The following is a 13,936-nucleotide window of genomic DNA, read 5'->3' as shown; positions in this document are numbered from 1 at the left end:
GATTCAGGAATGGGCGTCGACGGCCGATTTGTTGTCCTGCTGCTTCGACCACGAGACGTAATAGGCGACGGCGGTCATCGCAGCGATACCGGCGATGCTGACGGCGACCTGCCTTGCCAGCGAGTACGGGCCGGTAATCAGGATCAGATGCGCGGCGAAGGAGAGGAACACGCCGGCGCAAAACACGGCCAGCCATTCTTCGCCGCATTTGACGACAGGCTGCAAGGCGTAAGACCGCAGGTATTCCCAGTCTCGTGGCACCAGCCAGGTGAAGAGGAAAGTCAGGGTCAGGAAATGCAGGATGCGGTGAGGCGCAACATCTTCCCGGTCGTTCTGCAGGAGCATGTCGCTCAGCCCGCTCGGCACCATTTGGGCGAGTGCCGGAATCTCGCTGCTGGACACGATCGTCAGCGCGAACAGCAGGTACAGCAAGGCCGTGGCGCGCAGCGCGGGAATGGCCTGCATCGCGCGGATCGCGGGAGCATAGCGCGTGCCGATGAGCGCGAGCCAGCCGCCCATCACGAACAGCAATTGCCAGCAGAATGGATTAAGATACCAGGATCCGTACTGATCTGATGTCAGGTTCCAGTCGAGGAGGCGGGCGGTAGCGTAAAGCGCCACCGACGCGAGAAGCGTCGCATTCGGTACGTACAGCAGCCCGAATACGACAACCGGCTGGAAGGCCATCAGGGCGATGACGAGTTGCAGCACGTCGAGATTGAGCGGCTTGGCTTGCAGGAACAAGCCGTAGATCAGGGTCCGGACCGGGTGGTCGATGAAGCCCGTGATGTTGAATTCGCTGATGATCTCGGGTGCCGCCGTCCGCGCGGCGACATAGCTGATCAACTCGACATAGATCACGAACAAAACGATATAGGCGGCATAGAGCTGCCATACGCGTTTGAAGATGCGGGTTGCAGCCACCACGAAGCCGCGTTCCAGCGCCATCCTGGCGTAGATGAGCGTCACCGCGTAGCCGCCGATGAAGACGAAAAGATCGGTCGCGCCGCTGAAGCCGAAATTGCGCATCGTCAGCGCGCTGACGAAATTGTGCGGAACATGGTCGAGGAACAGAAACCAGTTCGCGATGCCAAGCAGCAGCGCGATCCTGAGATCGCCATCGGCTCGCGCGATCTCGGGATTTAATGTCGAAGTCATCTGAAGCTGAAAACTGCCGGCCCGAGAAAACGAAACGCCAATCTAAAGGGAACCCGCGCCCGGTCCGAATTGACTCTGCGTGAACCCTATCTAGTCCGTTTCGGGTTCCGGCCAAGTGGCCGGTTCAAGAAAGATCACGTTTTCGCAATCACCAATTGAGCGACCTCAGACCGGCTCGTGCTTGCGCAGATCGCGGGCGTGATTCAGCATATTTGCCTGCAGATTGGTGCCGGTCAGGGGGATTTCCGGCAGGGCAGCCTCGGCAAGGATGTCGTCGGTAACATCCTCAACCGAGCACTCGGCGACCTCGTGGATGAAGCTGATGTTGGTGTATTCCCCCGACGCAACGCGCGAGACGACCTCGCGCCGCGTCATTTCGGGATCGACGATCGCCTCGCGGCCACGGCGGCCATAGTCGATCATCACGACAAAATACTGCATTGCCTGATAGTTCGATGCGTTGACTTTCATCGACCAGTATTTCCGATAATCGGAATTAAGTCAAGAGAAATTGCCGATAACCGGAAATTTCGGCGTGGGTGCTCCGACGATTCGGGCCGAAGGCATCCGAATCGGCTAGGCCGCCCCCCGACGCAGCCCCACTATTTCTCGGACGACCGTCCGCCCTGTGACCGGCCAGATTTGCGGCCCTTCGCCGCCGTCTTGCCGCGCAGCCGTTCGATCTGACCGCGGGGCAGGGTGACGCAGATCTCGCCGATCCATTCGAGCTTTACGCCGTTGATCGGCTTGGCATTGAAGCTCTTGAGGTTGACGGTGCCGGAAGAACTGCCGCGTTCGATCGTCTTCAGATAGCGCTCGCCGCTCTTCAGCCGAACCGCGGCTTCTTCGCCATAGAAGCTCGACAGCGGATAACGCTGCTCGCGGTACACCACAATGACGTCGCCGTTCTCGTATTTCGGCAGCATCGAATCGCCTGAAACCTCGAAGGCGACGGTCTCTTCCGTCATCGGAAACGGAAGCTCGATCTCGCCGAGCCCCTCCGGCGGGACCTGCTCAAGCTCCGGCTGGATCGAGGCACCGGCGCCGACCCGGCCCACGATCGGCACCGAGTTCAGCTCCAGATATTCCATGATCGGGGCGATTTCCGATGCCTTGATCAACCGTATTCCCGACAGGATTTCGGACACCGCCCCGGCCCGAACCCCCATTGCGCGGGCAAGCCCGCCTTTGCTCTTCCCGGTCTTTTCCAGTGCCCGTTCGATCAGTGCCGCGTCCAGCATGTTTCATCCTTTCCAAGCCTGGACACAGTATAGGCGTTACGATTATCAGAAATCAAGGCCCGGCTTCTTCTTCGAAGCACGAGAAATAGGGATCGTATGGCGACGCCGGCGTCAATAATGCGAAAGCTTCGCACCGATTTGACTGGTCGAGAACACCGCTGCCCACGCTGATTTGTCTCAACGAGCGATGTGCAATGGTTTCGTGCCCCATCCCTGCCGGGCGGTCGACGATCTTTCGAATCTTGGCGGACCCAGTCATGCCGTTGCTCCCATCGTTGGAGCACTGCAAGTTGCCTGCCCCGATGGATTGGAGCGAGAACTTAGGTTTTTCAACTGGTTAGAAAGGCTGCGTGTGCCCGACGTGCGCACCGGGAGGTCAAGAAGAATCCGACGACGGTCGACGCGACAGGGCCCGCGCGCAATCGTCGCGCCAGAGAATTCCAAGAGCGATCGCCGCACCGTCACTCCGGTGGCCGCCAAGCGCACTTCGCTTGCTTATCGCATCGCTGCTCTAGCAGTGCCCTTCGGGAGGCTGCGGGGAGGCAATGACTATTGCCTTGACACACGACGTGTTGATTGTCGCGAAGGGAGGCTTGTTTCGAACGCCGGCTCAATGCTTGGTCACCGCTGATGCTCAGTTGACATGCGGAGATACTGAGCGGCCGTTTGCAAGCCTTGAGCGACTGAGGCGTCTTGAGAGGATGGAGCCAATGACGTCGACTGCCTCCAAGCTTCAGCGCTCGGAAGATAGAACCGTCCAAGTTTGGGAGCGGTCAACCCGCGCCGGAAAATTCAACCGATATTCGAGTTGAATCTTGAGCGCTGGCAATTGAGGGCCGAGGTCAGTGGAAGGGATTATCGCGGGCCGCGCCCGCCGAACATGTTTCTGAACCCCGGTGGCAACCGCCGAAATCCATCAACTGGTTTCGGCCTGTCGCGCTTGGGGCAGGGCGCGCCAGCGCCGCCGCACCGGCACGAGCCCTTCCAGGTGAGAATCGATCCCGAGGTGTTCACTGCTCAAGTGCGAGGCTTTCCAGTGTTGTCCTCAAGTGGCTTGTCGGCAGTGCGGCCTTCGGCCATTGCCTCGACGGTTTCGACAACAACCTGCCGCGCGGTTCGATCCGTAATTGCTCGGAACGCTCGCAGCAATCGAAATATGTCTGCCGCGTCTCGAGCAAGCTGCACCTTCGTCAAAGCTTGAATCCCCACAATGATCGTTGGAGCGGGCCTGGAATCGAAAAGGACCGTCCTCGGACGGTCCTTTTTTGGCCGGTTGCAATTGGCTTGTAAAAACTCAAAGGTGAAAAATGCTCTGCAAGTTACGGTAACGTCGGCAGAGATAATATTACGGCCGACCTATCTGTACCGAAATCCGGATCAATACGGTGTTCGAGCCGTCGAACCGGCCGCGGATTTGCGATAGTCGCAGTCTGCGACGAGCCGCTCCTGATCCCCTGCGGCCACCGCGGTGATCCGGCGTCTGCACAACGGGCGGCATTTGACGGGCATCATTACTGAAGGACCTTCGGCAGCACGACAACGACATCGATTTCGCGGCCGACGATCTGCGATGCGACGATTGCGATGTGCAGGGCGTAATTGTCCTCGATCTCGGCTGCGGTCGGCTCATCTCTTGCGTAGACATACAGAAGGGACCCGTCGATCTCCGCAAAGCGGATGCCGGCGAACACGCGGTCAAACGTTTCAACGCCTACGATGAACGCCATTCTTGCCTGTATCGCGAAATCGTGGAGATCGGTCAGGTCCATTTTGCTACCGGTAGGAGAATGAATTGCTTCTACGCGATAGATGTTTACGCCTCCCGCCGTCGGCAAGGGCAGTTCCGAATTATCGGAAAGGCCCTGCGTTGGACTGGTGAAGCTGGTCCGCTTTGCGTTCCCAACGGGAAGACTCCTGGCCTATAAGACAGTCAGGTCACCGGGTAAGTCCCGGCAGCTTTACCATCTCATGGCTCAACAGGGCGCGCAGAGTGAAGGACCCAGAAGCCGTCGCCGCAATCGTGTCGGCCCTTCGGGAGACGCACGGAGACAATGTTGCTCGCGCATTCCTTGCCGATGGAGTGACCCTCGCGGCGCTGGTCGATGCCGTGTTCTCTCTTCCAATAAGGAATAGTGTGGCAGTCAGGGCGATCGCCCGCGCGCTGGAATCCGGAGATTTTGTTATCTCACCCGACATCGGGCCGCTTTGGCATGTCAAGTATGTGTACAGCCACCCGAGCTCGATGACCGTTGTAGACATGGTGGTGCTGACACCCGAGAGAACATTTGCGAGCACCGAAATCTCGTTGCGGCTGCGCGTGTGATCCCCTTTACGGCTCAACGTCAGGGGCGCTGTTGCAACTCCTGGATATTCATCTTCGCGGGCTTCTGATTGAAGGCGCAAGTTCAAGCTGCGTCAGATCGGTAGGTCGAGTTGAGGCTCCGCTCGGTCTTGGTCATGGAGCACGGACAGCGAGACGCCGAGCAAGCGCACGGATTTCGGCAAGGGCATCTCGTGCCGCAACAGGTCGATGGCAAGACGTTCGAGGTCTGCGCGGTTGGACACCTGGGTCGGCACCGATCTGCTGCGCGTAATGATCTCGAAATCGAAGAACTTGATCTTTAACGTCACCGTGCGCCCCCGGGTGCCGCTGCCTTCGCAATGCCGCCAGACCTTTTCGACGAGCGGCTGGAGCTCTGCCGCCAGGGCATCGAACGCCGTCAGATCGTCCGAGAATGTATTCTCTGCGCCGATGGACTTCCGGATCCGGTTCGGCCGAACCGGACGCTCATCAACCCCGCGCGAGATCCAGTAGTAGTAGGCGCCCGATTTGCCGAAATTCGCATTCATGAACTCGAGTGATTGATTGCGGATGTCGAGCCCGGTGAAGATGCCGAGGCCGTTGAATTTGGCAGTCGTCGCGGGGCCGATGCCGTGGAATCTGCCGACCGGGAGACTTTCCACGAAGGCGGGCCCCATCCTGGGGGTGATGACGAACTGACCGTTGGGCTTGCGATGATCGGACGCGAGCTTTGCCAGGAACTTGTTATAGGAGATCCCGGCGGAGGCCGTGAGGCCGGTTTCGGCGAGGATTTTGGCCCTGATTGCGGTGGCGATTTCGGTTGCGAGCGGGATGTTCTGGATGTTCTCGGTGACGTCGAGATATGCCTCGTCCAGGGAGAGCGGCTCGATGATTTCCGTGTGCTCGGCGAAAATGTCCCGGATCTGACGGCTGACGGCCTTGTAGACCTCGAACCGCGGCTTGACGAAGATCAGCTCCGGACACTGACGCTTGGCGGTGACCGACGGCATTGCCGAGCGAACCCCGAACTTGCGAGCCTCATAGCTCGCTGCGGCCACGACGCCGCGTTCCGCGGAGCCGCCAACGGCCAATGGCTTGCCGCGCAAGTCGGGATTGTCCCTTTGCTCCACCGACGCGTAGAACGCGTCCATGTCGATATGGATGATCTTGCGCGGTCGGGCCTCGCCGCTGTCCCGCGCCTGGTCCGGCGAACTCATTTGGCAACAATACCCGAGGCCGTCGCGCGCGGGAATGGCGGGGAAAGCGGGGAAAAGTCCGGTTCCTGACTGGCCGGTCGGACGTCGTGAGCGCCATGTTGCCAGACTTGCTAGTGCCGCTTCGGCGATATTGCCCCACGCTTGGACAATTTGGCTTTCGCCCAGGGTGTTCGTCTCCATTTCGTTGCGAGCATTTTCATGAAGAAGTTTGACGAGCGGACGACCGCTAACCTTGACGTTGTTCTGGATGATGTCTGTCGCGATCTCCCAAACGGAGGTGGCGATCACGAAACAAGGAAGTTCATTGCGCGACGGCTGCTGCGGGCCGCTCATCATGGGAAAAAGACGCTGGGGGCTCTCGAGCGCGTTGCTCGGAAGGCGTTGCAGGGCTTCCTGGAAGGCCGTCCCGCATAGTGGGCCGCGCGCGGACCGCTGTCTCCCCGTCGAAGCCCATCCGAACCTGCGGGCAGGCGCACACAATTGGGGTATTCCATGTACGATATTTATTTGAACAGGAGCAACGAGCTCCTGGTTGTTGCTCGGGGCGGCTCCATCCCTTCAGCGATCGCTGGAAGCTGGCGCAAACAGAAGCGTGTCGTTCGGTCGGTCAGCCACAGCATTCGGCATGACGTCCTGCAGCATGGTTATCACCGTCGCAACCTCGCGAAGCGATTGGTCGCCTCGGCGAGGGCAGGGCTGCAGTAGGGGATTCGACTGCACCCTAGCTGGATGCTGGGCGTGGGTGCTTACTTCGCCTCGTCCGAGCAGTAGGTCGGCCTCTGGCCCGCTCGGATGCAGGTTCTATAGAGCCAGGGCGCGACGAACGAACCAGACCAAATGCCACGGCCGGCGGCTTGTGCCTTGGTTTGGGCTTCGGCGTAGTAGCCATGAGAGTATTTCGGCCAATCCAGGGCTAGTCCTTTTCCGACGAGGTAGTGGGCCATGTCAGGGCCAGGATCGCCTACCTTGCAGACGGCGACGGTCCGGCCGTATTGGTCTTTGCCTTTCGAACTGCAGATCACCGGTCGTTTGACCAGGTAGAGGAGGACGTCCAACGCGGTCGCGGCCTGTTGGCCGCACCGATAGAGATTGCTGTCGTCATTCCTGCACAGCTGATCACTTTCGGGCGCGTCGATGCCCCATAATCGGATGCGCGTGCCGTGGATTTCGATCGTGTCGCCATCGATCACACTGGCGCGGCCCACGATGTCATCCGCTGTCGCGGGCGTGGCGACAAGCACGCCGACCGTCGCGGCCGCGAGACGCCACCGGCGCCTCATGGTGACACCAGGATATCTTCCTTGGCCTCACCCCTGGCGACGATCTTCAGCGCATCGTTGGCCAACGGGCGCTGAAGCGCCTTGGCTTCGTCCCACGGCGCGCGCATCCAGACGTCGCGCTCCTCGTCGGTGGTTATGATCACCGGCATCGCCTTTGGGTGGATCGGTGCAACGACCTCATTCGGCTCGGTCGTCAGGAAGCCGTAGACGAGGTGCGGTCCCGGCACTGGCTTGGACTTCGTCCCGCGGTCGCCCTTGAACTCGGTCCAGATACCGGCGAAGGCGGTCAGCGGTCGATCGTCGCTGAGCGCGAACCAAACGACGTCCTTTTTCTTTGTCTGCGGGTTCGGCTCGGGAGCGTATTCGGCGAAGCTATTGAAGGGGACGAGACACCGGTGCTCCGGCTTCAGCCAGCCGCGCCAGTGCGGCGAGGACGTGTTGCGGATATTCGTGACGGGCGGGCCGCCAGTGCGCGGCGGCGGGGGCATGCCCCAGCGCATCAGCACCATCTCGCGTTCGTTACCGGCATTGCGAACAACGGGGGCGGGGTAGTCCGGGAAGACGCCGGACATGGGAGCCAGGTTGCCAACGTATCGGTTGACGACCCGGAAGAGGTTCAGGATTGCGGCTTGGTTGGTCGTGATGCTGTAGAGATTGCACATTGCCCGGTTCGCTGAAATTTCGTGACCGCGTCGGCTGTCAAGCGGTGAATGTGGCCTGTTGAAAGGGACGGCGCCAGCGATACTTCTGCAGAACAGCCGCAAAGCCTGCAGTCGCTATTATAACCGAGGCACTCTTGAATGCTCGGGCGTGCACGGGTATCGCCCACGAGATGGGCTACCGCTCGCCGCGCCACCAGGTTGACGGTGGGTTCATGGTGGAGATCTTGGTCGTCCGGAGCGCCACAAGGTGGCTGCGCTTGAAAGGATAACCGTGCCGGCGGGAGCAATCCTTGCACCGCATGTAGCGCTCGAGCTCGTGGATCGGCGTCCACTTCGGCCGTCTGACAATGTCAAGCGCGACCGCCTGATGTGTTTCGCAACCGAGACACTTCACTTCGAGATAGCGGTACCCGGCGTTGAGTGCGTTACCAAGCGCGGGCGACGGCTGGGCCGGACAGATGCCTGACGGTGGCGCTGAACATGTACTCCCGAGATTTCGAACCCATGCCGATCCAGTAAGCAGGAGTCGGAGAGCGCGGCAAATTATCCAGCTGTTGCGGCGCGGAACACGATAAGGCTACTGCGGGTCGTGGGACATGCCTCTGATGTCAACTGAAGAACCGACGCGCGGGGAACGACCGCCAGCGGCGGCCGTTGATCACACGGAGGATCACCATGCAGAACGATTCTGAAATGTTCCCGAATGCCGAGCTCTGGTTGGCTGCTGTGGTGAGTTGCACGCCGGCGCTTCTGATTGCCGTCTGGATGATCGTATCGCTGATCCAACCGCAATTTCCGGGCTGACGCTACTCGCATCTGAAGGCATGATCGAGATCGCGTCAGCGGCAGGAAGGTAGGCCACCAGAAGTCGCGACGGCAGAACGCCGGCCAACAAGCAGTTGGTCAAGGACCGAACTCAGCGTCGGGCCTCTTGCTCCGACTTCACTGAATTGCAGCCATAACAACGAAACACATTGACCGCTTCGTACTTGCCAACGGAGGGTAGCTCGGCCAGCAACGTCATATGACGGCCGCAAGCGTCACATTTGCATGCGAGCGCGTTCATCTCTTGCCTGGACATTGTTGGCATAGCGAACGTCCCCATGCGCTATTTGCCGAGGCGGCGATCATGAACCTCACAACACGCCCGTTGTATCCGTGCGAATACGGGCTCACCATTTCCAGCGACACGTCGCGATCTCGACGCACCCTATGGGTCAATCACATGCTCCAAATGGACTAAGCCTTCGAGGCAGTCCCAGCGTAGTGGAACGTCGGACCTCAACATCGCATACTGAGCGGCATGACAATCAAGACGCCTCATTTTCAGCCCGAGAAGACAAAGGACGGTCGCTGGTTTGTCGCGGTCAAGACCGGCAATGGGCCGGATTCTCACATCGGAGATTTTGAAACGGAAGCCGACGCCGAGCGCTGGATCGCCACCAAAGCGAAGTACTGGCCTGGTCGAGAGAGCTGAAGGGCTGGCTCCACTCTCCTTCCAGCACCGAGCGAATAATGGCTTCGCGTCAGCACAGAGGCGCGATGTGAATGTTGCTGATGTTGCGTTGCAAGGCTCAGCAGCGTCACGATAGGCATGCGAGCGCGAGGCCAGATATGAGACGTTCAGATTCTCGCCGAAAAGCGGTCGAACGCAGTCAATGTCTGGGTCCGGATATCGGCGTCTGCTTGATAGATCGTTCTTTGCAGGTATTCGATTTCGGCAGCTTGATCCGGTTCGTCGACGTCGATGTACCAGGACCGCGGCCTGCCGTCGGCGCCGTCGCTCCAGCGGTAGCCGCGCCGCTTGAGCGCGTCCTTGAGCTCGAAAGGCGACTGCTCGGCCCAGATCCGGATCGTCCTACGGCGGGCCCGCTCGAGCAGCACGGACAGCACCGTGCGATCGAGCCTGGGCAGGGTGATCGCGAGGATCTCGAGCAGCGCCAGGCAATCGTCGACCGCCCGGTGCGCCTCGTGAAACAGCCCGGCCTTCATCAGGAGATAAGACAGGCGTGAACCTTCGAAGCCATGGCCGCGCCATTCGACCTCGCTGACCGAGCAGGCCCAGGCCTTGAGCGTGAAGAGAGCCGCGTAACGCTCCATGAATTTGCGGTCGAAGCCGGCATTGTGGGCAATGACCACGACCGCATCGGAGGCGAATTCGTTGATGCGCGCTTCGTTCAGGCTGTGGCCTTCGACCATCGCATCGGTGATGCCGGTCAGCGCCGTGATCTCCGCGGGAATGGCGATCGACGGCTGGTTGAAGCAGCTGAAGGTGTCGATGACCCGGCCGATCCTCCCGTCCGGCAGATAGGTGAACTTCACCATCCCGAGCTCGATGATCTCGTCGCGCGCCGGATCGAGGCCGGTGGTCTCGACGTCGAGCAGGATTGCGGTCTTGGTCGATTGCCCGTCGCTCGGCGTAAAGTCGGAGCGGGGAATCAGCCGGCGTAGCACCCGGTAGTCGGGTGACTGTTCAAGCATGCCGGCGATCTCGGCGAGCGGCGGTTGAGTGGTCATATTGGGCGGCGGACGATCATCTTGTTGAAAGCTCGCCAGTCTAGCCGATCGGACCGGTCCCGGCGCTGCAATGCCTGTGGATAGGTCCTTGGAGCAATGACAGCTCCCGAAGGACGGCTCCCGAAGGACAGCTCCTGGCGGTGCCGACCGGCTTCTGCCGCGGAACCAACTGGGGGGATCCAGAGGAGGGTGCTTGCGCGCCGCAGGATGCGGGCGGGCTCTCGTGGACCGTGCCGCGTCGCGGCACGGGCTGGCGGCTTCGATCCCTCGCGTCACGGCACGGAATGTCTCGATCACATTATTCGGAAAATACGAAATAAGACTCGACGAAACACCCAACTCACTTTTATCATGCTGACTTGAGACGGTGAGGTGGTCGTGATGGCGGATCAGCAGGTCAGGTCTTCGGACCTTGTCGAAATCGCCCGTAGGAGCGGCGAATTTCGGAAGCACTATGGAATCGCGCTTGGCGCATTCCTTTACCTCAGTTCGATCAGCGCAGCGCGGCCGAGGTCGATCTGGTGGAACGGTGTGCTGACGGCATTGATCGGTGCGGCCGCTGTCTGGCTCAAGAGCCGTGGTAGTGGTGGTTAGTGACGCTGTCGCGGGATCACGACAGTTGGGACATGGTGCTGACGGTGACCTCGACCGGCAAGACCGTGACGATCAACCGGGAGTTTTCGCCTTACGCGAACGGTCTCGGTATCCGCTTCTCCGACGGTGTCAGTTGGACCACCGACCAGATCGAGCAGAGGTTGCTCGATCAGGCGAGTGCCGCCAATGGCGGGTCGATCTACGGTTATGACGGTCGAAACGATACGCTGATTGCCGGGCTCGGTGACAAGTACCTGAACGGCAAGGACGGAACCGATACCTTTATCTATACCTCGGCCGGCGGCAATGACGTCGTCGACGACAACGGCGGCACGCTGGGGATGCAGGACATTGCCTCAAGCGGAGTGACGCTGTCGCGCAACGCCAGCAATAACGACGTCGTGCTGGCCGTGACGTCGACCGGCAAGACGGTCACGTTGAAGGACGAGTTGTCACCGTACAGGAACGGACTTGGTATCAGCTTCTCCGACGGTGCCAGCTGGAACAGGGATCAGGTCAGGGGTGTTGCGACAACCTTCACCTGGGTTGGATCGGCGTCCAATTCAACCTTGACCGGAAACGCCTATGGCACAAACGTCTTCCAGTTTGGCGCCGGCGCTGAGCTCGCAAACGGTGGAGCAAGGAGCAATTTCTACCGGGTGTCGTCCGGCACCGGGCAGGCCGCAATCAACCTTCCGACTGCGACAGGCTCCAGCAATGAACTCGACTTCGTTGGCGGGATCGGCAACGACCAACTCTGGTTCGAGCGTTCAGGCGACAATCTGCTCGTCGACCTTCTTGGCACAAACACCAGCGCGACGGTCAGCGGCTGGTTCTCCGGTGCGTGCCGGTTCGCAACTGCAGGAGATCACCGCCGGCGGCCTGAAAATCGATGGTCAGGTGTCGCAGCTGGTTCAGGCGATGGCAACCTATGCCGCCAACAATCCGGGCTTCGATCCAACCAGCTCGAGCATCCACACGGTGCCGAACGACGCGGCCTGCAAAGCACCATGTCTGCGGCTTGGCACGCCTGAGACCTGGGAATACCCGAACGAGCGCGGTGGTTGTGGCCCCCGCGCTCGTCCGCCGGATGCAAGATCACTCAGAGGCATGCTGGCAGTATCGTCCAAGTTTCCCGAACGTTAACGATCCCCTGCAAATGATTCATGCGATGGCGACGCAAGTTCTAGGCTCCGCGGTCGTACATACTGCCGGTGTGCGACTACCCATGAGAGGGTTCGTGCCGGCTTCGCAGGGCGGTGCGGCGGTGTCGAGGAGGGGCGGGGATGGGGCCGTGGAGACGTGCGAGGTTGGGCTTGGCGGTGCTTGCGATGCTGGGTGTCGGCCTAGTACCTGCTTCGGCAGAAGACCTCGCGCTGCGGGAAGCGGTGTCGATGACTGGCACCGCGATGTTTCTCGACTCCGGTGCTCCGGGGCTCGTTCTCGCCGTCGTGCGTGGCGACGACAGTGTCATACAAGGCTATGGCGAGACTGTCCCCGGCAACAAGGCCGAGCCCGACGGGCGATCAATCATCCGGCTGGGATCGGTTTCCAAGGTCTTCGCCACCGACCTTTTGGCAACGCTGGCCGCTGAAGGACGCCTCGGTCTCACCGATCCGCTGTCGCGCTATGCTCCGGCGGGCGTCAGCGTCCACTCGTTTGGAGATCAGCCGTTCAGCCTGCTCGATCTTGCCACCCATTCTGCGGGCCTGCCGCGCGAGGTCCGCGATCCCTCGGTGAAGGAGGGCGACGGCAATCCGTTCCTCGCATTCAAGCGCGACACTTATTGGGCGTGGCTTGGTGAGAATGCGCCCGCCTACGCGCCGGGCACGACCGCGATGTATTCCAACTTCGGCTACGGTCTTTTGGGCGATGCAATGGCGAAGGCCGCGGGCAATTCCTATGCCGACTTGCTACACGACAAAGTCATCGCACCGCTTCATCTCGCGGACACCACGCTGCGCCTGTCAGACGCGCAGCGACCGCGTCTGATGGTGGGGCTCGACCCGTTCGGCAAGCGAGATCCGAACTGGGAGGTGCCGGAGATCATGTACGCCAGCGCCGGGGTGTATTCGACCGCCGACGATATGGTGCGCTGGATGCGCTGGCATCTTGCGCATGGCGAAAATTCCGCCGCGGCCTTGTCTCTCGCTCACGCGATGTGGCGGCCGCATGATGGCCTCGCACGACTGGTCGGTGTCGAGGTCACGGGAGCCGAAGGCATGGGCCTCGGTTGGATCATCAGCCCCGCGCGCGACGGCGTGCCACTCCTGCTTGGCAAGAGCGGCGGTCTCGGTGGCTTCATGACATACGTCGTGCTGTCGCCGAACCGCAGGCTCGGAATCTTCGTGGCTGCAAGCCGGGTGAACTTCTCGATGTTCGAGGGGCTTCGCTCTGCAGTGCGTCAGCTGGCTGCCGAGCTTGCTCCATGAAGCGGATTGATGACTGTCGCATGCAGCCGCCGCTGCCAGGACGGCCAATGCCCCGGCCGGCGAGCATTCTGTCGCGCTTGGATGCGAGCCGACTTGCGATCGCACCGCAGATCGCTGGCCTTCGGAAGTCACCGTCGGCTACAGCGCGGTTACTGCTGGCGTCGACGGCTCTCGTAGTATTGGCGCTCTCCCCGAAGCCCTCAATAGCGGGAGGGACGGGCGGCGCCGGTGGGGCGACAAATCAATCAAACGGGTCGTCTCCGGGAGGCGGTGTGGGGGCCGTTCCAGATATCACCGCGGGTACCGGCGGTGGTGGCGGCGGCGGCTTCGGCGGTCAGGACTATTACGGCTATCACGGCAATGGCGGCAATGGTTACAGCGAGGCCGGCTCCGACACCCAGCATCCTTCGACCGGCGCCAACAATGCGGGCGGCACGCCGGCGACGATCGAAGGCGGGGCAGGCGGCGGGCAGGGCGCCGACAATTACGGCGGCATCGGCTACGGCGCGCATGCTGGCGGCGGAGCGAGCGGT

The 13,936-nt window shown here is 61.0% G+C and carries 14 protein-coding genes and 2 pseudogenes; 6 read left to right on the top strand and 10 right to left on the bottom strand.

Annotation, left to right across the window (positions count from 1 at the left end):
• Window positions 1–3: 3 nt before the first annotated feature.
• The 5 genes from FNJ47_RS20265 to FNJ47_RS20245 form a co-directional block, all read right to left on the bottom strand.
• Entirely contained in the window at window positions 4–1,158 is a 1,155-nt protein-coding gene (locus FNJ47_RS20265) for an OpgC domain-containing protein (RefSeq protein ID WP_163156166.1), read from the bottom strand.
• A 165-nt stretch (window positions 1,159–1,323) separates the two neighbouring features.
• Entirely contained in the window at window positions 1,324–1,599 is a 276-nt protein-coding gene (locus FNJ47_RS20260; RefSeq protein ID WP_163156205.1) for a hypothetical protein, read from the bottom strand.
• A gap of 161 nt (window positions 1,600–1,760) precedes the next feature.
• Complete coding sequence (locus tag FNJ47_RS20255; protein WP_163156165.1) at window positions 1,761–2,399, bottom strand: LexA family transcriptional regulator; 639 nt, start codon at window positions 2,397–2,399, stop codon at window positions 1,761–1,763.
• A 52-nt stretch (window positions 2,400–2,451) separates the two neighbouring features.
• The gene (locus tag FNJ47_RS20250) at window positions 2,452–2,658 is read right to left on the bottom strand and encodes a hypothetical protein (protein WP_163156163.1); all 207 of its coding nucleotides are present in this window, start codon (window positions 2,656–2,658) and stop codon (window positions 2,452–2,454) included.
• 1,252 nt (window positions 2,659–3,910) lie between these two features.
• Complete coding sequence (locus FNJ47_RS20245) at window positions 3,911–4,234, bottom strand: hypothetical protein (protein ID WP_236000003.1); 324 nt, start codon at window positions 4,232–4,234, stop codon at window positions 3,911–3,913.
• Window positions 4,235–4,389: 155 nt separating this feature from the next.
• Between FNJ47_RS20245 and FNJ47_RS20240 the strand changes: the two genes are divergently transcribed.
• Window positions 4,390–4,722: a hypothetical protein gene (locus FNJ47_RS20240; protein ID WP_236000002.1), complete on the top strand. Its 333-nt coding sequence runs from the start codon at window positions 4,390–4,392 to the stop codon at window positions 4,720–4,722.
• Between the two features lie 92 nt (window positions 4,723–4,814).
• Here the strand turns inward: FNJ47_RS20240 and dinB are convergent, their stop codons facing one another.
• From dinB to FNJ47_RS51425, 4 genes and pseudogenes are all read right to left on the bottom strand, one after another.
• On the bottom strand, window positions 4,815–5,918 hold the full coding sequence (gene dinB / locus FNJ47_RS20235) for a DNA polymerase IV (RefSeq protein ID WP_163156199.1): 1,104 nt from the start codon (window positions 5,916–5,918) through the stop codon (window positions 4,815–4,817).
• Between the two features lie 746 nt (window positions 5,919–6,664).
• Window positions 6,665–7,159, bottom strand: coding sequence for a thermonuclease family protein (locus FNJ47_RS20230; protein WP_347341691.1), 495 nt, complete (start codon window positions 7,157–7,159; stop codon window positions 6,665–6,667).
• Between the two features lie 35 nt (window positions 7,160–7,194).
• Window positions 7,195–7,860: an SOS response-associated peptidase gene (locus FNJ47_RS20225; protein ID WP_163156159.1), complete on the bottom strand. Its 666-nt coding sequence runs from the start codon at window positions 7,858–7,860 to the stop codon at window positions 7,195–7,197.
• Between the two features lie 175 nt (window positions 7,861–8,035).
• Window positions 8,036–8,366, bottom strand: a pseudogene (locus FNJ47_RS51425) (hypothetical protein).
• 169 nt (window positions 8,367–8,535) lie between these two features.
• Between FNJ47_RS51425 and FNJ47_RS53255 the strand changes: the two are divergent.
• A complete protein-coding gene (locus FNJ47_RS53255; protein WP_274613178.1) occupies window positions 8,536–8,664 on the top strand; it encodes a hypothetical protein in 129 nt (42 codons plus the stop codon).
• Between the two features lie 499 nt (window positions 8,665–9,163).
• Window positions 9,164–9,337 (top strand): hypothetical protein, encoded by a 174-nt coding sequence (locus FNJ47_RS20215; RefSeq protein WP_163156158.1) that lies wholly within the window; start codon window positions 9,164–9,166, stop codon window positions 9,335–9,337.
• Window positions 9,338–9,483: 146 nt separating this feature from the next.
• Here FNJ47_RS20215 and FNJ47_RS20210 read toward each other — a convergent pair whose 3' ends face one another.
• The gene (locus FNJ47_RS20210; protein WP_163156156.1) at window positions 9,484–10,377 is read right to left on the bottom strand and encodes a 3'-5' exonuclease; all 894 of its coding nucleotides are present in this window, start codon (window positions 10,375–10,377) and stop codon (window positions 9,484–9,486) included.
• A 593-nt stretch (window positions 10,378–10,970) separates the two neighbouring features.
• Between FNJ47_RS20210 and FNJ47_RS51420 the strand changes: the two genes are divergently transcribed.
• The 3 genes and pseudogenes from FNJ47_RS51420 to FNJ47_RS20195 all read left to right on the top strand — a co-directional run.
• Window positions 10,971–12,005 (top strand): calcium-binding protein, encoded by a 1,035-nt coding sequence (locus FNJ47_RS51420; RefSeq protein WP_236000001.1) that lies wholly within the window; start codon window positions 10,971–10,973, stop codon window positions 12,003–12,005.
• A gap of 288 nt (window positions 12,006–12,293) precedes the next feature.
• Window positions 12,294–13,403: a D-alanyl-D-alanine-carboxypeptidase/endopeptidase AmpH gene (gene ampH, locus FNJ47_RS20200; RefSeq protein WP_347341692.1), complete on the top strand. Its 1,110-nt coding sequence runs from the start codon at window positions 12,294–12,296 to the stop codon at window positions 13,401–13,403.
• A 272-nt stretch (window positions 13,404–13,675) separates the two neighbouring features.
• A pseudogene (locus tag FNJ47_RS20195) lies at window positions 13,676–13,936 on the top strand (hypothetical protein); the annotation flags it as partial.

It is taken from the genome of Bradyrhizobium uaiense (genome assembly GCF_010811875.1).
Taxonomy (GTDB): domain Bacteria; phylum Pseudomonadota; class Alphaproteobacteria; order Rhizobiales; family Xanthobacteraceae; genus Bradyrhizobium; species Bradyrhizobium uaiense.
This window is presented reverse-complemented; position numbering and strand designations above follow the sequence as displayed.